Source organism: Streptomyces bottropensis ATCC 25435 (assembly GCF_000383595.1).
GTDB lineage: Bacteria > Actinomycetota > Actinomycetes > Streptomycetales > Streptomycetaceae > Streptomyces > Streptomyces bottropensis.
The window spans coordinates 8,306,045-8,325,362 of the sequence record NZ_KB911581.1 but is presented as its reverse complement, the minus strand read 5'-3'; the positions used below and the strand labels follow the sequence as shown (position 1 = coordinate 8,325,362).

Sequence of the window (19,318 nt, the reverse complement as noted above, 5' to 3'; positions counted from 1 at the left end):
CGCGTCACTTCACCTTCACGGTGCGGGAATTTCGGAGAGCGGGATTTCGACGTCGGTCACGGCGTCGCCGGCCTCGCCGAATCCGGGCTCCACTCGGATGCTGTTCCCCGAGTTGATGATTCCGTTCGCCTCGGGCGTTCCGCATTTCACGTTGCGCAGCCACAGTCGGCCGTCCGGCGTGCCGTTCTTCAGGATCTGCGGATAGAAGACATGGACCGACGTGCCGCCGTCGCTCGGTGCGAAGAACACTTTCTGGCCATCCTGCTCCTCCTTGTAGGTGGCCCGCAGGAACCCGCTCACGTCGGTGCGTTTGTGCGACCACATGAAGAAGCCGATGCTGTCCGGCTTGACGGTGTCGGAGCGGCTGAACGAGAGGCCGGTCGCCGTGTCGTCGCGCGTGACGGTGAACTGGGAGCTGTTCATTTTAAGACCGATCTCCAAGATGGATCCGCCCAGACTCGTTTCGGAGCTCGCGGTGAATCCCTCCTGCAGCTGAACTATCCTGGTGACAGTCGCATTGACAGTGAAGGTGTTGGTCGCCCCGGTCGTCGTCCCGCAGTTCTGGGTCACGGGTGAGACGCGCTCGTTGGGGCCGAGGCTGTCCCTCTTGACCTGGACGTCGACGAACTCGCATTTCTCGAGTTTGTCGGAGTCCGAGGAACAGTCGGAGGTCACTTCGGACGCGGTGGCGGCGCCCGCCTCGTTCATCAGTGGGATGATCACCGCGAGGGCCGCGACAGGTGCCAGGGCGAGGGTGATGCGCTTCTTCTTGCTGCGGTGCCTTCTGGGGTGCGGCGCGGGGGTGGTCATGGGTCCTCCTGGGGATGGCGTGTGAGTCAAAAACCGGGGTCTTCCTGCGATGTTGCCGGGATCAGCAGTCCTCCAGGACCGGCTTGGAGGTGCCGTCGGCGACCCCTGGCGCGCCCGCGGCGCCCGGCAGGACCACGGGCCCCTCCACGACCTCCGGCGCCACGAAGTTCTGCTCTTCCCTGGGGGGTTGGCCGACGCTGGCCTCATTGCCGTCGATCCGCGCCCGCCATTCGCCGGTCATGCGCTGCATCTTCGGCGTGAACTCCATGTGGAGAACCTTGCCGACCGGCACATCATGCGCTTCCGTGGCGCTGGCCGTGGCCGACTTCACGGTCATGTCCAGAGTGCTCTTGTGCACGAGCCAGGATCCGGTCAGGACTCCGAAGAGGCCGCCGCCACCGCCCTGGTTGGTCTCCGTGTACTTGCCCTTGCCCTGGGCGACGGTGGCCGTCCAGGTGACGGATATCTTCGCCGTCTCGGTGGCATCCGGCTCGCAGTTCGGGAAATCGATGGACGCCTTCTCGGTCGGGCCGTCGAAGGTTTCGAACTTCGTCTCCACGTAATCGCAGTTGTCGGACGAGAAACCGTCGAACACCTCTCCCGAAAAGTCCGATACCGACTGCCGTTTACCGTTGAGTACTTCGGCCTCCTTGCACATCGTAACGATCTGCTCGGGCGTCTTTTCATCGGCAGCGCTGGCTGACGGCAGGAGTACGGCCGCGACAGCCGTTCCGGTCACGAGCGAGGCACCGATCGCCAGGTACCTGACCTTCTTGTTTCTGAAGCGCCTCTTCGCCATGTTCGGCTCTCTCCTTGGGGGTGGCTTTACCTTCCGATGACGGATTATTGGGCTCTGATACGTGTGGTGGACAGGGTCAAATATCCCTACCCGCAGGTCACTTGGGATCGCGATCGCAAGCATCCGGCACACATCTGACGATCCGTCAGCAACGGAGGTACCCTGACCTCGGCCAACGCACCGCGAAGGGAGTCCACATGGGCAAGCTCGACGGACGTGTCGTCCTCGTCACAGGCGCCGCGCGCGGCCAGGGAGAGCAGGAGGCCCGGCTGTTCCGGGCCGAGGGTGCGCGGGTGGTCGTCGCCGACGTGCTCGACGACCAGGGGGAGGCCCTCGCCAAGGAGATCGGCGCGCTCTATGTCCACCTGGACGTGTCCAGCGAGACCGACTGGTCCACGGCGGTCGCCGCCGCCAAGGGTGCGTACGGCCGCGTCGACGGCCTCGTCAACAATGCCGGTGTCCTGCGCTTCAACTCCCTCGTCGACACCCCCCTCGACGAGTTCATGCAGGTCGTTCAGGTCAACCAGGTCGGTGTCTTCCTCGGCATCAAGACCCTGGCCCCCGAGATCGAGGCGGCCGGCGGCGGCACGATCGTCAACACCGCCTCGTACACGGGGCTGACGGGGATGGCGTACGTCGGCGCGTACGCCGCGACCAAGCACGCGATCGTCGGCCTCACCCGGGTCGCCGCGCTGGAGCTGGCCCGCAAGGGCGTCCGGGTCAACGCGGTCTGCCCCGGCTCCATCGACACCGCCATGACCGACCCGGGCGACGAGGTGACCGCCGAGGCCGTCGACAGGCTCTACCGCAAGCGCATCCCGCTCGGCCGGATCGGCCGCCCCGACGAGGTCGCCCGCCTCGCCCTCTTCCTCTCCTGCGAGGACTCCTCCTACATCACCGGGCAGCCGTTCGTCATCGACGGGGGCTGGCTGGCGGGGGTGAGCCTGTGACCGGGCGGCGCGGGCACGGGTCGCGTATCTGACGGCACGTCAGCTATTGACGCTCCACGGGGCCGGTGGAACAGTCGGCCGTACCGAGATCTGACGTTCAGTCAGATACTGTCGCCGGGTATCGCTGAGGACGGTGAACCTCCTTGGAATTCGGGCTCTTTGTACAGGGATACGTGGGCAAGCGGGCCTTGACGGACCCGCTAGCCGAGCACAAGGCGCTGATGGAGGAGACCGAGTACGTCATCCAGGCGGACAGGTCCGGTTTCAAGTACGCGTGGGCGTCCGAGCACCACTTCCTGGAGGAGTACTCGCACCTCTCCGCCAACGACGTCTTCCTCGGCTACCTCGCGCACGCCACCGACCGGATCCATCTCGGCTCCGGCATCTTCAACCCGCTCGCCCAGGTCAACCACCCCGTGAAGGTCGCCGAGAAGGTCACCATGCTCGACCATCTCACCGAGGGACGCTTCGAGTTCGGCAGCGGCCGCGGGGCCGGATCGCACGAGATCCTCGGGTTCATCCCCGGGGTGACCGACATGAACCACACCAAGGAGATCTGGGAAGAGACCATCGCCGAGTTCCCCAAGATGTGGCTCCAGGACGAGTACGTCGGCTTCCAGGGCAAGCACTGGTCCCTGCCGCCGCGCAAGATCCTTCCCAAGCCGTACGGGAAGTCGCACCCCGCGATGTGGTACGCCGCCGGGTCGCCGCCCTCGTACTCCATGGCCGCGCGCAAGGGGCTCGGCGTGCTCGGCTTCAGTGTGCAGAAGGTCTCCGACATGGAGTGGGTGCTGGAGAAGTACAAGACGGCGATCGTCGACGCCGAGCCCATCGGTGACTTCGTCAACGACAACGTCATGGTGACGACGACCGCGATCTGCGCGCCCACCCACGACGAGGCGGTCCGTATCGCGGTGAACGGCGGGCTGCACTACCTGCCGTCGCTCGTCTTCCGGTACCACGACACCTTCCCCCGGCCCGACGGCTTCCCCGTGTGGCCGGAGACGCTGCCCGAGTACAACGAGGAGTTCATCGAGCTGCTCATCGAGGAGGAGCTGTTGATCTGCGGGGACCCGGACGAGGTGTTCCGCCAGTGCAAGCGGTGGGAGCAGGCCGGGGCGGACCAGCTCAGCTTCGGGCTGCCGGTGGGGGTGCCGAAGGAGGCGACCCTGCAGACGATCCGGCTGGTCGGGGAGCACGTGATCCCGAAGATCGACACGGACCCGGTGCACCGGACGTCGCGGTTCCGCTCCGCGGCGAGCGCCGGCTGAGGTGCGTCCGGCGCCGGTGGGCCGCGGTTCGTCCGTCGGCGGCGGGCCGAGGTCTGTCCGTCGGCGGCGGGCCGGTTCGTCCGTCGGCCGCGGGCCCGTCGTGGTTGCTCGCGCAGTTCCCCGCGCCCCTTCGGGGCGCGGCAGCACAGCCTTCGTATCCGTGCTTGTCGCCTGTGTGGAAGGGGCTTAGCCGTGCTCGACCATGTGATCAGAGGCGCGACCGTCGTGGACGGAACGGGCGCCCCCGCGTACACCGCCGACGTCGGGATACGGGACGGCCGGATCGCCGTCGTCGGGGAGGTGACGCAGGAGGCGCGCACCACGGAGGACGCCCGCGGGCTCGTCCTCGCCCCCGGCTTCGTCGACCCGCACACCCACTACGACGCCCAGCTGTTCTGGGACCCGTACGCGACCCCCTCCCTCAACCACGGCGTGACGACGGTGGCGGGCGGCAACTGCGGGTTCACGCTGGCGCCCCTGAACCCCGAGCGCCCCGAGGACGCGGACTACACGCGCCGGATGATGTCCAAGGTCGAGGGGATGTCGCTGGTCGCGCTGGAGGAGGGGGCGCCCTGGAACTGGAACGGGTTCGGGGAGTACCTGGACGCCCTCGAAGGGCGCATCGCCGTCAACGCGGGCTTCATGGTGGGGCACTGCGCGCTGCGGCGGTACGTGATGGGGCCGGACGCGGTCGGCGGACAGCCGACCGACGAGCAACTGGACCAGATGCTGCGGCTGTTCCACGAGGCGATGGAGGCCGGTGCCTGGGGCCTGTCGACCACCCAGTCCTCGACGCACAGCGACGGTGACGGCCGGCCGGTCGCGTCCCGGCACGCGAAGCCCGCCGAACTGATCGCGCTGTCGCGGGCCGTGGGCGAACACGAGGGCACCCAGATCGAGGCGATCGTCGCCGGATGCCTGGACCAGTTCAGCGACGACGAGATCGATCTCTTCGTGGAGATGAGCGCGGTGGCCGGCCGGCCCCTCAACTGGAACGTCCTCACCATCGACGCGTCCGTCCCCGAGCGCGTGCCGAGGCAGCTGGAGGCGAGCGAGCGGGCCCGGAAGGCCGGCGGCCGGGTGGTGGCCCTGACCATGCCGATCCTCACGCCGATGAACATGTCGCTGGGCACGTTCTGCGCGCTCAACCTGATCCCGGGATGGGGGCCGATCCTGGGCCTGCCGGTGCCCGAGCGGATCGAGCGCCTGCGCGACCCCGAGGTCCGGGCGGAGATGCTGCGGCGCGCGGACTCCAAGGAGGCGGGCGTCTTCCGGCGGCTCGCCAACTTCGGGCGTTACGTCATCGGGGACACCTACAGCGAGGCGAACGAGGGCCTGACCGGGCGTGTCGTCAAGGACATCGCCGCCGAACGAGGCCAGGAACCGTTCGAGTGCCTGGTGGAGATCTGCGCCGCCGACGACCTCCGTACGGTGCTGTGGCCCATGCCCACCGACAACGACCCCGACTCCTGGGCCCTGCGCTCCGAGACCTGGCGGCACGAGGACGTCCTGCTCGGCGGCTCGGACGCGGGCGCCCATCTGGACCGCATGTGCGGCGCCCCGTACACCACCCGGTTCCTCGGGGACTGTCTGCGCGGCCGGAAGCTGGTCGGCCTCGAACAGGCGGTGAAGATGCTCACCGACGATCCGGCGCGCCTCTTCGGCCTGCGGGAACGGGGGCAGGTCCGGAAGGGCTGGCATGCGGACCTGGTCCTCTTCGACCCGGAGCGCGTCGACGCCGGCAAGGCCACCCTGGTGCACGACCTGCCGGGCGACAGTCCGCGCCTCGACTCCAGGGCGATCGGCGTACGGGCGGTCTGGGTCAACGGCGTCGAGGCGATCCGCGACGACGTCGTGACCGGGGCCGTGCCCGGGAAGGTGCTGCGCAGCGGGCGGGACACACGGACGGTGAGGACGAAGTGAGTCCCGCGGGGTCGTCGCAGCGGTTCCCGGAACGGCAGCGGCTGTTCGTCGGCGGCTCCTGGGTGGAACCCGACGGCGGGCACCACGAGATCGTCGACCCGGCGACGGAGGACGTCGTCGGGTGGGCACCGGAGGCCTCACGGGAGCAGGTGCACGCCGCGGCCGCCGCCGCCCGCGAGGCGTTCGGTCCGTGGTCGCGGGTGCCGGCCGCCGAGCGGGCCGCGATCCTCGCCCGTACGGCGGACCACATACGGCGCCACCTCGTCCCGTACGCCGAACTCGCCCAGGCCGAGAGCGGCGCGACGACCGGGACGGCACGGGGCATGCAGGTCGGGGTGGGGGCGGCCCGGTTCCAGCGGTACTCCCGCGTCGAGTCGGTGGAGGAGCCGATCGCCCCCCAGATCAACGAGGCGGGGCCCTTCGGCGCGGCGGCCGTGATGGGCGCCCTCGCCGTACGGCACCCCGTGGGCGTGGTCACCTGCGTCACCTCGTACAACAATCCCTGGGCCAACCCGGCCGGCAAGATCGCGCCCGCTCTCGCCATGGGCAACACGGTGGTCGTGAAACCGGCCCCGCAGGACCCGCTCTCCGTCTACCGCATGGCGGAGGCCCTGGAGGCCGCCGGTGTCCCGCCGGGGGTGGTGAACGTGGTGAGCGGGTCCGGCGCGGACGTCGGTGCGGCGGCCGTGGACTCCCGGGACGTCGACATGGTGAGCTTCACCGGGTCGACGGCGGTCGGGCAGCGGATCGCGGAGGTGTGCGGGCGCGGGATGAAGCGCCAGCTGATGGAGCTGGGCGGGAAGGGCGCGGCGGTCGTCTTCGACGACGCGGACCTGAAGTCGGCGGTGGCGGGCATCGCGACCACCTTCACCTTCTACAGCGGGCAGATCTGCACGGCACCGACACGGGTGATCGCGCAGCGCGGCGTCTACGACCGGCTGGTCGCCCAACTGGCCGCGTACGCGGATCGGTTGCCGGTGGGCGACCCGCGCGAGAAGGGCACGGTGGTCGGCCCGGTCATCTCGGCGGCGCACCGCGACCGCGTCGAGTCGTACGTCGAGCTGGGCCGCAAGGAGGGCGCGCGGGTGGTGGCGGGCGGCGAACGGCCGCCGTACGAGCGGGGTTTCTACGTCGCGCCCACGGTCCTCGCGGACTGCACCCCGGACATGCGCGTCGTCCGCGAGGAGATCTTCGGCCCGGTCGTGGTCGTCCTCCCCTTCGACGACGAGGACGAGGCAGTCATCCTCGCCAACGACAGCGACTACGGCCTCATCGACTACGTCTGGTCCGGTGATGTGGCCCGCGCCTTCCGTGTCGCCCGCCGTCTCCGAGCGGGAGGCGTGGGGGTGAACACCGTGGGCCGCAACATGGAGGCCCCGTTCGGAGGGTTCAAGAAGAGCGGGGTGGGACGCGACGTGGGCTCGTACGCGCTGCACGCGTACAGCGAGACGCAGGCCATCGTCTGGCCGGGGTGAGGGCTTCCCCTGAGATCCTTTTCGGGGCAATGATGTTCGAATGCAGCGTGAGCGGCGTGGCCGGCAGGGCCGGCGTGTGGCGAAGGCGTGGCGGTGGCCTCTGGGCGGCTTCGCGGCTGCGGTCGTGGGAGCCCTGTTCGTACCGGTCGGTGTGCTGCTCTGGGTGCATCTGGTGGTGACGCTGGGCGCGGTGATCACCCTGGTGCGCCTGGCGAACCGGGAGTTGCCGTTCCCACTGGCCGTGGCGCAGTGGCGGCTCGGGGGCGACGACCCCGACGTACTGCGCGCCCGCGCACTGTCGGCTGCGGCCTGCCTGCAGCAGGGACAGCCCGGCCTCGCGGTGTACCGGCTGAACGCCGTCCTGCCGGACATGACCCGTGCCCTGGGGCCGGATGCCCCCGACACGCTGTCCACCCGGCTGCTGTCCTTTCAACTGCGCGGCGAGACGGGGGACCTGCCCGACCGCCTCACCGCACTCGACGGACTGACGGCCGACCTCACCCGCGTCCTCGGTCCGGGCCACCCCGACACGCTCGCCGCCCTCTACTGCCGCGCGGAGTGGCTCGGCCAGGACGGCCGCACCGACGAGGCGGAGGCGGCCTACGCCGAGGTCGTCGCGATGGCCGGCGAGCAGCTGGGGGCCGACCACAACCTGACGCTGATCACGCGCAGTTCGCTGACGATCCTGCGCCACGACCGGGCGGGCCGCGCCGGCGACGGAGCCGCCACCGACGCCGCGGTCGAGGACATGGCCGACGTCGTCGCCGCGATGGAACGGGCCCTCGGCGCCGACAACCCGACGACGCTCTCCACCCGCGGCCTCCTCACCCGATGGCGGAACACCCGGACCCGAGAGAAGGACTGATGGCCCGCCCGCTCCTCTACCTGGACGTGGACGGGCCGCTGAACCCGTACGCCGCGAAGCCCGAGCGGCGGCCCGCCGGTTACACCACCCACCGGATGAAGCCGCACGGCTGGCTCGCCCAGCACCCGGGACAGCCCGCGGCCCACGTCAAGCCGCTGCGGGTGTGGCTCAACCCCGACCACGGCCGTCAACTGCTGGAGCTGGCCCCGCTGTTCGACGTGACCTGGGCGACGACCTGGGTCGACGAGGCGAACACGTACATCGCGCCCGTGCTCGGACTGCCGGAGCTGCCGGTGGTGGGCTGGCCCGAGCCGGGCGTGGCCGTGCCGCCCCGCACGTCCGGGACGGCCGCCGCGAACCCCGGGGTCTTCTGGAAGACACGGCGTCTCGTCGAGCACGCGGCCGGGCGCCCGTTCGCCTGGGTCGACGACGAGATCGGCCCCGCCGACCGGGACTTCGTCGCCGCCCACCACCACAACTCCGCCCTGCTGCACCGCGTGGACCCCCGCCTCGGCCTGCGCGAACCGGACTTCGCGGCGCTCGCGGCCTTCGCGCGCACCACCGGCTGAGTAGGTGTTTTTTTGATCCCTGGCCGTGAGGTGAGCGCGCCTGGATGATCTGAGGTGTGAGGGCTGGCGGGACGGCTCGGCGGTACTGCCGGGAGTGCGGTGATCCGCTGCCGCAGACGGTGGCGGCAGAGGCAGTGTTCTGTTCGGGTCGGTGCAGGTCACGGCGGTGGCGGAGGCTTCAGCGGACCCGGCAGCGGGTGGCTGCGATGCAGCGCGGAGAGCATGCGGAGTGTTCAGCTGGTCATGAGCCTCCGCACCACCTCGATCAGCGCCTCACGGTGCTCGGTGAGCCTCTGCGCCGACCAGATATCGTCCGTTGTCCCCGACTCGGTATCGCGTTGCGCAGCGAAGACGTGATGCCAGGCGCTGGCCAGACCGTACAGGATGACGGCGAGGTCGACCGGGTTGAAGGTGGTGTCGATCCGCCCTTCGTCCCGCGCGGCGGTGAGCGGGGCGAGGGCGTGTTCGTAGGAGCCGAGATTCTTGCCGCCGTGGCCAAGGGGGCGTTCAAGCTGCTTCCAGGCGGCCAACCGCATGAGGTCCGGGTGGGAGATGATGTAGTCGAAGAGGCGGCCTACGTAGCCCGGCAGATCGTCGGCGTCCAGCGGGACTGCCGCCATCACCTCGACGTGCCGTTGGTCCATCACCGCGTCGAACAGCCCCTCCTTGTCACCGAAATACGCGTAGATGCGCTCCTTGTTCAATTTGGCGCTGCTCGCGATGCGAGCGACCCTGGCACCGGCCAAGCCATGTGCGCTGAACTCGGAAGCGGCGGCGTCGAGTAGCCGGGCTCGACTCGCGCTGGAATCAGACGTCATGAGCTGCAGGGTAATAGAGACGTGACGCTGCCCTGGTCCCCATTGAACCGCCTTCAGGATTCACCCCAGTAAGCCCAGTCACAGATTCTGGGTGAAGAAATCTGCCAGTTTGTCGGCAGTCGGCTTGACGTACTGGTCCAGATCGTACAGGTCGAGGTGAGAGGCCCCGTCGATCAGGAAGAGCTCCTTGGGGTCCGCGGCGGCCGCGTACGTTGCTTCGTTGTGGGACCGGCTGGTGGATTCGGTGCCGACAATCAGCAGAAGGGGATGTGGCGCGATGAGACTGACCACATCCAATGCGGAAAAGGTCAGCTGCTTCTCCAGCGACCAGGCCAGCACCTTGTTCTCCCATCGGGGGTGAGCCCCACGCGTTGAGGCGTAGTAGTAGTCCGGAGCCTCCTTGAGGGGAGCGAACGCGTTCTCGACCTCCGGACCCGGGATGACGGGCCAGTACGTGGGTTCGTCCCCGCGTGAGAACGCCTGCCTGGCCGCACCGCACGCCTCCAGCATGGCGACCAGAACACCGTGGTCGGAACCTGTCTGCTCGTGAAACGCGCCACGCTGATCCCCCACTCCGCTCACAGTGGCGACGGCCTTGATCCGGCGATCGGTGGCTGCCGCGGCGGACGCATAGCCACCCCCGCCGCAAATGCCCATAGCGCCGATACGGTCGGGATCCGCCTCCGGGCGGTTACGGAGATAGCTCACTGCGTTCTTGATGTCTTCGATCTTCGCGAACGGGTCCTCGTCGTAGCGCGGAAAGCCTTCACTCTCGCCATACGACCGGTGATCGAAGGCCAGGGCAACGAAACCCCGGTCGCACAATTCACGGGCGTAGCGACCGGAAGTCTGCTCCTTGATCCCGCTACCCGGGGTCACTGTCACCACGGCGGCCCGCTTCTGACCCTCCTTGTAGTCCTCCGGAAGGTAGAGGTGGCCCGCGACAGTGATACCGCCGCTGCGAAAGTGAACGTCGATAGGCACGGTGTGCTCCCTGCTTGTTTCTGGGTTCCGGGGCCGAAGGGGCCCTCCGGCTCAACGCGATTGGTCACGCAAGCGGCTGAGCACCGAGGCAACCGATCAGATGATCCGACACTACAGAACCGTAACCAATAGGGCAACCAACCGGTTGGTTGCCCTAGGGTTTGTGCAACGCTCACAAAGAACCACTGGTTGAAAAACACCTACTGACGCCAGGGGGGCAGGCCCTAGCCGTCGAGGTCCTGTTCCGCCGGCTCGCCGCGGCCGATGGACAGGGACCAGCGCACTCCCGAGGGGGCGGTGACGGAGACGGTGCCGGCGCGGTCCGCCGCGTCTTGGGTCAACTGGTTGTATTCGCCGGTCACTTCACCCTCGCGGCATTCCATGGAGAAGGAGGTGTGCAGGGGACGCAGGGTGACCTCGATCCTGCCCTTGCCCTCGCACTCCACGCCGACCGACATCGTGTCGCCGTCGCCCTGTCTCGCCTTGCCGAACTCCATCGACGCGTTGCCCCGGGTGCCGTCCCGGCGCAGGATGACTCTGTCGGCCATCTGGAGGTCCGGGGCACGATCCACGGACACCTCGGGTACGTCCGCCTCGTCCGCCCCGTCGGAGCCCGTCGCCGGATCCGTCTCCGCCTGGCTGGGCTGGGCCGTCCGCACCGGGTGCTGCTTCGGCGGCCCGGTGCCACCGTCCGACGAACACGCGCCGGTGGAGAGCAGAGCCGCCGACATCAGCACCAGAGCGGTGAGTGTGCGGCGCGGCATACGTGCTGGGCGTGACATGAACGACCCCCGTCAGTCGGCCCGTTGATGCCGGGCGCGGCCGTGATCGTGACACCGGGCCGAGAACGGCGACAAGACGGAAACGTGAGTTCAGAGCAGGATCTGAGCTTGGCCGCGCCCGTCCGGACGAGCGAGCCCCCTCCGCGGGGGCTGCGGTGGACGCACCGTCAACCCGCGTTCCCGGAGGGCCGCACGCGGGCCACGGCGCCGGTCTCCAGGGCCGTCCACAGGGCGCCGTCCGGGCCGAGGGCGATGCCGTGGGGCTCCGAGGACGGGGTCGGCAGCTCGTGTTCGTGGATCTCGGGCGCTTCCGGGTGGCGGTCGTCGTAGGTGATCCGGCCGACGCGGTTCGCGCCCCACTCGGTGAACCAGCAGGCGCCGTCGGCGTCGGCGACGATGGCGTGCGGGCGGGACTCGCGGTCGGGCAGGGGGAATTCGTCGATTTTCCCGTCCGGCGTGATCCGCCCGATCTGCCCGGCTCCGATCTCGACGAACCACAGGGCGCCGTCACCACCGGCGGTGATCCCCACGGGCCCGGCGCCCGGCGTCGGCAGCGGGTGGACGGTCACCTCCCCGTCCGGCGCGATGGCACCGATCGCGTTCGCCTGGTTCATCGTGAACCACAGCCGACCGTCACGCCCGGCGGCGATGGCCGACACGAACGCCCCGGAGACCGGCAGCGGGAACTCGACGATCTCCCCCTCGGTCGTGATCCGGCCGATCCGGTCGGCCCCCGCCTCCGTGAACCACAGCGCGTCGTCGGGACCGACCGCGATCCCGAACGGCCCGGCGTCGGGCGTCGGCAGGGCGAACGACGTGGCCTCCCCGGCCGTGCTGATCCGCCCGATCCGATGCTCCCGGAACTCCGTGAACCACAGGGCCCCGTCCGGCCCGGGTGTGATGAGCGAAGGCCCGCCGGACGCCGAGGCGAGGGCGTACGACGTGGTCTCGCCGTCGGGCGTGAGCCTGCCGATGCGCCCTGCGTGAACCAGCGTGAACCACAGCGCGCCGTCCGGCCCGGCGGCGATTCCGTACGGCCCGGCCTCGGCGTCGGAGACGGGGAACTCCTGGATGGACACGGTCGGGCGGCGAGCAGACATGGATGCGAGACCCTCGGTCGGGAACGGCGGTCGACGCACAGCGTTCCAGAGGCCCTGGGCCGTGTCGCGTGAATTGCTCGCCGGGCAAAGGGTGTTGGGAGCGCCACTCAGGTCCCCTACCGTGGCCGCATGGCTGACGAGATCTTCCGTGACCGACGGCTGGCCGAGCTGTACGACCCCCTCGACCCCGATCGCGGCGATCTGGACGCCTACCTCCGGCTCGCGGAGGAGTCCGGCGCGAGGAGGGTGCTCGACATCGGCTGCGGAACGGGCGTCTTCGCGCTGCTGCTGGCGGAGCGTGGGGTGGAGGTCGTCGGGGTCGACCCGGCCGACGCCTGTCTCGATGTCGCGCGGGCCAGACCCGGGGCCGACCGGGTCCGGTGGATCCACGGTGACGCGACCGCCCTTCCCCCGCTCCGGGCCGACCTCGCCACGATGACGGCCAACGTGGCGCAGGCGATCGTGGAACCGGAGGCATGGCGGCGGACGCTCGTGGGGGCGTACGGGGCGCTGCGACCGGGCGGCAGGCTGGTCTTCGAGACCCGTGACCCGGCCGCGCGGGCCTGGGAGGCGTGGAATCGCGAGGACTCGTACCGGGTCACCGAGGTACGGGGCCTCGGCACGGTCGAGAGCTGGGTGGAGCTGACGCGGGTCACCGGCCCACTGGTGACCTTCCGCTGGCACTACGTCCTCGACAGCGGCAGGGGCGAGACGCCGCTCACCTCCGACTCGACCCTCAGATTCCGCGAACGGCACGAGGTCGAGGCGGATCTCGCCGCACACGGGTACGTGCTGGAGGACGTACGGGACGCCCCCGACCGTCCCGGCAGGGAGTTCGTGTTCGTGGCGTGTCGGCCACCGGCGGCCCGCCCGCCGACGGTCTGAGCTGTTCACCCCTTTTGCTCGTCTTCGCGGGGCGGACACAGTGGTCACCGTGGAGTGCGTGGTGCGGGTCGAGGGCGGCGAGGCGCTGGGGCGGCGGTCCCCTCGTGGTTCACGACGTACGGCCACGACACCCCGGCGCGCCGCCGGCCTTCGACCGCCGCCTCGGCGAACTCGACCTCCCCGCCGCCCTGCTCCTCGGCGAGAGGGGCAAGGCCGAGGTCGTCCGCTGCGGCGAGGGGATCGCCGCCCGCATCCCCGGCTGCCACCTCGTCCGCCTTCCGGTCGCCGACCACTTCCCGACGCTCCGCGACCCCGAGGCCGTACGGCGCTTCACCGAGGACCTGTACGACCGCCTGGACTGAGTCGGCCGGCCCGGAGCAACCCCTTCCGGGGGTGCGGCGGTCTTACCGGGCGACCGACAGGAACAGGAAGGGCGTACCCCATGGATCTCGACCCCGATCTCTGCCTGGCCGTTCCGGAGGGCTTCGACGACTCGGACGCCGAGTCCCAGGTCCATCCCATGGCGAGAAAGCTGTTCCCGGCCACGACCGCCGCGGAGGCGTTCCGGAAGGCCCACGCATGGGTGGGGGAGCACGATGTCTTCCTGGTGGACGTGTCCTGGGACTACGCGTACGACGAGGACGAGCCCTACACGCTGAGCATCTACTTCACCTTCGAGCTGGAACCCGAGGATGCCTGACGGGGACCGCTAAGGGGTGCGAGCCCTGCCCCGCAGATCCACCCGCACCGTCAGCAGCCCCGACCCCAGCACCCGCACCGCCGCGCTGTTCAGACGGGGCAGGGTGCGCAGGCGGGCCACCGGGTCGTCGTCCGGGAGGAGATGGGCGGTGCCGGTGTGCCAGCGGCCCCGGATGCGCACCCGCACCGACGGGTCGGCCTTGATGTTGCGGATGTACTGGGACCTCTCGCCGTACTCCGAGACCAGCCAGAACGTGTCGCCCACGCGACGGCCGCCGATCGGGGTACGGCGGGGGAGACCGGAGGTGCGGCCGGTGGTCTCCAGCACGGTCTGGAGCGGTACGCGGCGCAGGACCGGGTTGGCGACGTAACGCTGGAAGGCCGTGACGACGCGTTGCTTCGGACCCGGCTGTTCCGTGCCGTTCGCGTGGTCCGCGGGGCGGGACATGGGCGTGGTTCTCCTCAGGACGGGATCGGGCGGCCGTCCGCCGGCTCGCGGCGGACGGGGCGGACACCGGGGCCGGGTCCCGCCAGGACCCGGCCACTCGCGCCACCCTCGCGGGCTACGGCTTCCGGCCCAGCCCGCCGTGCTGGCCGATCGGCTTCGGCTCGCCCGCCGCCGTGTCGTCCGGGCGCCACAGCGGTACGGAGACGATGCCGGGGTCGATCAGGTCGAGGCCGTCGAAGTAGCCGGTGATCTGGTCGATGGGGCGCAGGAAGTACGGGACCGCGCCGGTCTCGTTGTAGGCGTCCTGCGCGCGCTCGTAGTCGGGGTCGGTGCCGCGCGAGCCCTCGTTGATGTTGAGGTAGCTGCCGGAGGGCAGGCCGGCGAGGAGGCGGCGGACGATGTCGCGGGCCTCCTCGTAGTCGGCGACGTGACCGAGGATGCCGCTGAGGATCAGGGCCGTGGGCCGGGACAGGTCCAGCGTCTCGGCGGCGGCCGCCAGGATGCGGTCCGTGTCGTAGAGGCTCGCGTCGATGTACGCGGTCGCCCCCTCGGGGGCGGAGTACAGCAGCGCGCGGGCGTGCGCGAGGACCATCGGGTCGTTGTCGACGTAGACGATCCGGGCCTCCGGCGCGCTGCGCTGGGCGACCTGGTGGGTGTTGTCCGCCGTGGGCAGCCCGGTGCCGACGTCCAGGAACTGCCGGACGCCCTCCACCTCCACCAGGTGCCGGATACTGCGCCGCAGATACGCGCGGCTGCTGCGGGCGATGGTCACGATGCCGGGGAACGCGCCGGCGTACGCGTCACCGGCCGCCTCGTCCACCGGGTAGTTGTCCTTGCCGCCCAGCCAGTAGTTCCAGATGCGGGCGGAGGCGGGCACCGAGGTGTCGACCTTCTCCTTCGCCGCCGGAGCCGCCGCCGGGTCGGGCGTGGTCGCGTGATCGGTCATGGGCGCCGTCTCCTCCGCCGTGCAGGTGCGTCCACGCGAACGGCGTAGCCGTACGGACGCACGTGATGTGTCGAGCCAAACCTAAGGCCCAACACACGTATTCCGTAGGCGGGTTCTCCCTATGATCGCCGGACCTTCCGGCCGGCCGCTACCGCCGCCCGAGGAAGATCGGGTTGGTGAAGGCCGCCAGCGGCCCGGGAAAGCCCGGCACGATCGGCGGCCGGCGGACCTCGGCGCGCACGTACGCCGCGTACGAGGCCGTCGTACGCCACTGGGCCGAGCCCGTGCCGGACTCCGGGAGCGCGGCCGAGGTGAACAGGACGCCCTGGTCGGTGACGAAGCGGATGCTGCAGCCCGCGGAGCCCGTGGCCTCCAGGCGGACGGTGACCGGGGTGTCGGGGTCCACCTTCAGCCGCTCGCCGATGCCCGCGTGCTCGCCGCGCGCGCCGGACGCCGTGAAGGACACGGACACCTCCTTGGACTCGGCGACGTACGAGCGGCCCGCCCGCAGTCCCTCCTGGATGGCCTCCCTGGTCAGGTCGTCGGCCAGGACGACCGTCTGGGGGCGGCCGACGGGATCGGGGTCGCGATGGGCGTCGCTGTTGCCCATGGCCGGAATCCAGTCGCGCCCCTCCTTCACGGACGCCACGAGCATGCCGTCCCAGTCGGCGAGCGCCACCTCGTCCTCCGGCGAGTACGCGCCGTTCCACACCTCCACCGCGTCCGCCTCGCCGAAGCCGAACTTCCAGTTGCAACCGATGCAGGTGGCGTGCGGATGAGCCGGGACGACCAGGCCTCCGGCGCGGCGGATCTGCCGGGCGTACCGGCCGAACCGGTTGTCCCGGGCCCGGTAGCGCCAGTCGACGAACGTCCCCGGGTCGATGCCGAGCGCCACGACATGACCGTTGCGGGTCGTGACCTCCTCGCCCAGCATGATGAGCAGGTCGTCACCCGCGTGCTCGGCCCAATGGGCGTGCGCGGACGGGGTGTTGTGCTCCGAGCTGTTGATGAAGTCCAGGCCCGCCGCCCGCGCCAGCGCCGCCAGCTCGCCGAGCGTACGGCGGCCGTCGGAGTACCAGGAGTGCAGATGACAGTCGCCCCGGTACCAGGCCCGGCCCCGCCCCTCGGCCCGCTCCGGCGGGTACACGGGCTTCGCCGCCGGGGCCGGCGTGCCGTACGTGAGGGTGATCGTGATCTCGTACGGCAGCCCGTCCGGTGCCACCGTGTACGGGCCCAGCGCGATGTGCCAGGTGCCGGGGCGGACCGGGCCGGGGAGGTAGCCCGGCGTCGCCTCGTCCGTCCGGATGAAGAACTCCGCGCGGGCACCGCCCGACCAGCCCCGGAAGCCCTTGCCGCCGAGGTCCGTGCCGCGCTCGTCGAAGACGCCGATGTCGAGCGCGTTGCCCATCGTGCCCGCCGGGACGGCCGGTCTCTCGTAGCTGTACGAGACCCTCAACTCCCGTACACCCGACGGTACTTGGACTGGCAGGTACACGAAGTCGGGGGAGCCGGCGGGGAGGGTTCCCCGGATGGTCCTCGTCTCCTGGTCGCCGTGCGCGGCCTCGGCGCCGCTCGTCCCAAAGGTCACGCTTCCCAACGTAAGCGCGGCCGCCGCCGACGTCACGAACAGAGCGCGCCTTCCGAGTCCGTTCCCGTCGCCGTTCTCGTCGCCGTTCCCGTTCGTGTCACCGTGGTCGTCGTCGCACATGCTGCCGCTCCCCAGGTCGGTCGTGAGTGACATGGCGTGGGTGGTGCAGGGGTGGTGCGTGCCACCTTCCTATGCGGTGGTGAACTGGGGGACAAGGGAAGGAAATCGCCGGTTTTCGTTTCGCCGCAGAAGGACATGCCGGAGACATGAGGCCCGACGTCCGACAGGAGGCACCGCACATGCGGACACCGACCTGCCTGCTGGGCGGCGCCGGCATCACCGACCGGGTGGCGCACGGTCACGACGCGGACCGGTTCGTGGAGATCGGCTCCCTGACCAAGGTGCTGACGGGGACCGTGCTGGCCCGGCTCGCGGCGGAAGGGACGGTCGGCTTCGACACCCCGCTGGAGGACTGCGTCGAGGAGGTGCCGGGCGGCACGGGCATCACCCTCCGCCACCTCGCCGAGCACACCTCCGGCCTGCCCCGCCTGCCCGCCGGGCCCCTCGGCCCTCCTGACGATCCGTACCTCGGCTTCACGGAGACGGCGCTGCGGGAGTCGCTGCGCGGCCTGCCCCGGCTGACGGCCGGACGGCTGGGGGAGCGGGAGTACTCCAACCTCGGCTACGCCGTGCTCGGGTACGCGCTCACGGCCGCCACGGGACGCTCGTACCAGTACCTGATCGACCGTCACGTCCTGTCGCCGCTCGGCCTGGAGGCGGGTGTGGTGACGGCGCACCCGCCGGAGAGCCTGCGCCTCGTCCCGCGCGACCTGTTCGGCCGGCCGCACCCGCTGTGGACGCTGACCGGCCCGATCCTGCCGGCGGGTGGCATGTGGTCCACCTGCCGGACGGTGGCGCACCTGCTGGTCGCCCTGCTCGTCGAACGCCGGCTCGGTGATCCGGCGCCCTCCTGGCAGCGGGGCCCCTCGATCTGGTGGCACAGCGGCGCCACCCGCGGCTCGTCGGTCGTGGCCGCCGCGTACGACGACGGGCGCTGGGTCCTGCTGCACCGTCTCGGCGACCCGGCCGGCACGGACCGTCTCGCGAAGGAGGCCCTGCTGGCGACGGCCCCTCCCGACGGCTCGTAGTGCCGACCGGTCGGTATGGACATCCCGGTTCCGAGCCGCTACAGATGAGCCATGCGCATCTCCGTGACGATCTTCCTCACCGACGAGACGATCACCCCGACCCGGCTCGCCCGTGAGCTGGAGCAACGCGGTTTCGCGGGGCTCTACCTCCCCGAGCACACGCACATCCCCGTCGAGCGGACGACCCCGTACCCGGCCGGCGGGGACCTGCCGCGCGAGTACGGCCGCACCCTCGACCCCTTCGTGGCGCTCGGCCAGGCCGCCGCCGTCACCGAGCGGCTGGGTCTCGGCACCGGCATCACGCTGGTCGCCCAGCACGACCCGATCGGCCTCGCGAAGCAGATCGCGACCGTCGACCACCTCTCCGGCGGCCGTCTCACCCTCGGCGTCGGCTACGGCTGGAACGTGGAGGAGGCCGCCGACCACGGGGTCGCCTGGCGTACCCGGCGGGAGCTGGTACGGGACCGGATGGCGCTGATGCGGGCGCTGTGGGCGGAGGAGCCGACGGCGTACGAGGGGGAGTTCGGGAGTGTCCGGGCGAGCTCCGCGTACCCCAAACCGGTGCGGAAGCCGCGGGGGCCGGTGGTCGGGCCGCGCACGCTGATCGGCGGCGCCGCCGGGCCGAAGCTGTTCGCGCACATCGCCGAGTACGCGGACGGGTGGCTGCCGATCGGGGGGCGGGGGCTGGGGGAGGCGCTGCCGGTCCTGCGGGCGGCGTGGACGGACGCCGGCCGCGACCCGGCGGGCCTTCAGGTGGTGCCGTACGCGGTCCAGCCGAGCGCGGGCAAACTGGCGTACTACGCCGAGCTGGGCATCGAGGAGGCCGTGGTGCAGTTGCCTCCGGCGGGGGAGGCGGAGGTGCTGGGGCTGCTGGACGAGTACGGCACGTTCCTGGGAGGCGGGGCGGCGTAGCGCCGCCCGGCTCACGGTTCGCCCGCGCCGTCCAACTCGGTGCTTGCCGTGCTCGGGCGGCCGCGGCCGCGTGGGGGCTTCTCGCGCAGTTCCCCGCGCCCCTGAAAAGCAGGGAGCAGCGCCCCAAGCTTTTCAGGCCCGCAGGGCCTGACGCTCCCAGGGGCGCGGGAACCACGCGAGAAGTTCCACCGGGCCGCACCCGCCATTCTCCAGGCACCTCCTGCCCCCTATGCGTGGTACCCGGAGGCGGAGCCAGGGGCGCTCTTGAGGGGCGCGGGAACTGCGCGAGAAGCCCCACCGGGCCGGCACCCGCCGCCTCTCAGGCATCCCCACTCCCCCAGGCGCC

The 19,318-nt window shown here is 70.6% G+C and carries 20 protein-coding genes; 11 read left to right on the top strand and 9 right to left on the bottom strand.

Translation table 11 applies throughout. The annotated features are described in order from the left end of the window. Positions 1–15: 15 nt before the first annotated feature. Both STRBO_RS0136815 and STRBO_RS0136810 read right to left on the bottom strand, forming a co-directional pair. Positions 16–810 carry a hypothetical protein gene (locus STRBO_RS0136815; protein ID WP_005486120.1) on the bottom strand — a complete coding sequence of 265 codons (795 nt, stop codon included), beginning with the start codon at positions 808–810 and terminating at the stop codon, positions 16–18. 61 nt (positions 811–871) lie between these two features. After that, entirely contained in the window at positions 872–1,609 is a 738-nt protein-coding gene (locus STRBO_RS0136810; protein ID WP_005486119.1) for a hypothetical protein, read from the bottom strand. A 197-nt stretch (positions 1,610–1,806) separates the two neighbouring features. Here STRBO_RS0136810 and STRBO_RS0136805 point away from each other — a divergent pair, with 197 nt between their 5' ends. The 6 genes from STRBO_RS0136805 to STRBO_RS0136780 all read left to right on the top strand — a co-directional run bounded on the left by STRBO_RS0136805 (position 1,807) and on the right by STRBO_RS0136780 (position 8,662). Beyond that, complete coding sequence (locus tag STRBO_RS0136805) at positions 1,807–2,559, top strand: SDR family NAD(P)-dependent oxidoreductase (protein ID WP_005486118.1); 753 nt, start codon at positions 1,807–1,809, stop codon at positions 2,557–2,559. A 143-nt stretch (positions 2,560–2,702) separates the two neighbouring features. Further along, positions 2,703–3,830, top strand: a complete 1,128-nt coding sequence (locus tag STRBO_RS0136800) for an LLM class flavin-dependent oxidoreductase (protein WP_078531656.1) — start codon at positions 2,703–2,705, stop codon at positions 3,828–3,830. A gap of 192 nt (positions 3,831–4,022) precedes the next feature. Further along, positions 4,023–5,753: an N-acyl-D-amino-acid deacylase family protein gene (locus STRBO_RS0136795; protein WP_005486116.1), complete on the top strand. Its 1,731-nt coding sequence runs from the start codon at positions 4,023–4,025 to the stop codon at positions 5,751–5,753. Then, a complete protein-coding gene (locus tag STRBO_RS0136790; protein WP_005486115.1) occupies positions 5,750–7,228 on the top strand; it encodes an aldehyde dehydrogenase family protein in 1,479 nt (492 codons plus the stop codon). Before STRBO_RS0136795 ends, STRBO_RS0136790 begins: the two co-directional genes overlap by 4 nt. Before the next feature lie 40 nt (positions 7,229–7,268). After that, complete coding sequence (locus STRBO_RS0136785) at positions 7,269–8,093, top strand: tetratricopeptide repeat protein (RefSeq protein ID WP_020115669.1); 825 nt, start codon at positions 7,269–7,271, stop codon at positions 8,091–8,093. Next, the gene (locus tag STRBO_RS0136780; protein WP_020115668.1) at positions 8,093–8,662 is read left to right on the top strand and encodes an HAD domain-containing protein; all 570 of its coding nucleotides are present in this window, start codon (positions 8,093–8,095) and stop codon (positions 8,660–8,662) included. The genes STRBO_RS0136785 and STRBO_RS0136780 overlap by 1 nt, the downstream gene beginning before the upstream one ends. Positions 8,663–8,895: 233 nt before the next feature. On the opposite strand, the gene STRBO_RS0136775 is transcribed toward STRBO_RS0136780, so the two are convergent. The 4 genes from STRBO_RS0136775 to STRBO_RS0136760 all read right to left on the bottom strand — a co-directional run bounded on the left by STRBO_RS0136775 (position 8,896) and on the right by STRBO_RS0136760 (position 12,346). Next, positions 8,896–9,480 (bottom strand): TetR/AcrR family transcriptional regulator, encoded by a 585-nt coding sequence (locus STRBO_RS0136775; RefSeq protein ID WP_028797057.1) that lies wholly within the window; start codon positions 9,478–9,480, stop codon positions 8,896–8,898. A gap of 78 nt (positions 9,481–9,558) precedes the next feature. Beyond that, a complete protein-coding gene (locus STRBO_RS0136770; RefSeq protein ID WP_020115667.1) occupies positions 9,559–10,464 on the bottom strand; it encodes an alpha/beta hydrolase in 906 nt (301 codons plus the stop codon). 224 nt (positions 10,465–10,688) lie between these two features. Next, complete coding sequence (locus STRBO_RS0136765; protein ID WP_237547690.1) at positions 10,689–11,246, bottom strand: hypothetical protein; 558 nt, start codon at positions 11,244–11,246, stop codon at positions 10,689–10,691. 167 nt (positions 11,247–11,413) lie between these two features. After that, positions 11,414–12,346 carry a Vgb family protein gene (locus STRBO_RS0136760; RefSeq protein WP_037627698.1) on the bottom strand — a complete coding sequence of 311 codons (933 nt, stop codon included), beginning with the start codon at positions 12,344–12,346 and terminating at the stop codon, positions 11,414–11,416. A gap of 129 nt (positions 12,347–12,475) precedes the next feature. On the opposite strand from STRBO_RS0136760, the gene STRBO_RS0136755 reads away from it, so the two are divergent. The 3 genes from STRBO_RS0136755 to STRBO_RS0136745 all read left to right on the top strand — a co-directional run bounded on the left by STRBO_RS0136755 (position 12,476) and on the right by STRBO_RS0136745 (position 13,931). Next, a complete protein-coding gene (locus tag STRBO_RS0136755) occupies positions 12,476–13,231 on the top strand; it encodes a class I SAM-dependent methyltransferase (protein ID WP_005486106.1) in 756 nt (251 codons plus the stop codon). Between the two features lie 104 nt (positions 13,232–13,335). Beyond that, complete coding sequence (locus STRBO_RS0136750; RefSeq protein ID WP_005486105.1) at positions 13,336–13,593, top strand: alpha/beta fold hydrolase; 258 nt, start codon at positions 13,336–13,338, stop codon at positions 13,591–13,593. Positions 13,594–13,673: 80 nt separating this feature from the next. Beyond that, positions 13,674–13,931, top strand: a complete 258-nt coding sequence (locus STRBO_RS0136745) for a hypothetical protein (RefSeq protein WP_005486104.1) — start codon at positions 13,674–13,676, stop codon at positions 13,929–13,931. Between the two features lie 9 nt (positions 13,932–13,940). Here STRBO_RS0136745 and STRBO_RS0136740 read toward each other — a convergent pair whose 3' ends face one another. The 3 genes from STRBO_RS0136740 to STRBO_RS0136730 all read right to left on the bottom strand — a co-directional run bounded on the left by STRBO_RS0136740 (position 13,941) and on the right by STRBO_RS0136730 (position 17,032). Then, positions 13,941–14,378 (bottom strand): nitroreductase/quinone reductase family protein, encoded by a 438-nt coding sequence (locus STRBO_RS0136740; RefSeq protein WP_005486103.1) that lies wholly within the window; start codon positions 14,376–14,378, stop codon positions 13,941–13,943. Between the two features lie 115 nt (positions 14,379–14,493). Next, a complete protein-coding gene (locus tag STRBO_RS0136735; protein WP_005486101.1) occupies positions 14,494–15,324 on the bottom strand; it encodes an SAM-dependent methyltransferase in 831 nt (276 codons plus the stop codon). Between the two features lie 148 nt (positions 15,325–15,472). After that, positions 15,473–17,032 carry a CehA/McbA family metallohydrolase gene (locus STRBO_RS0136730; protein ID WP_202500160.1) on the bottom strand — a complete coding sequence of 520 codons (1,560 nt, stop codon included), beginning with the start codon at positions 17,030–17,032 and terminating at the stop codon, positions 15,473–15,475. A gap of 179 nt (positions 17,033–17,211) precedes the next feature. Here STRBO_RS0136730 and STRBO_RS0136725 point away from each other — a divergent pair, with 179 nt between their 5' ends. After that, positions 17,212–18,060 (top strand): serine hydrolase domain-containing protein, encoded by an 849-nt coding sequence (locus STRBO_RS0136725; RefSeq protein ID WP_005486098.1) that lies wholly within the window; start codon positions 17,212–17,214, stop codon positions 18,058–18,060. 51 nt (positions 18,061–18,111) lie between these two features. Beyond that, positions 18,112–18,972: an LLM class F420-dependent oxidoreductase gene (locus STRBO_RS0136720; protein WP_005486096.1), complete on the top strand. Its 861-nt coding sequence runs from the start codon at positions 18,112–18,114 to the stop codon at positions 18,970–18,972. Positions 18,973–19,318 lie beyond the last annotated feature (346 nt).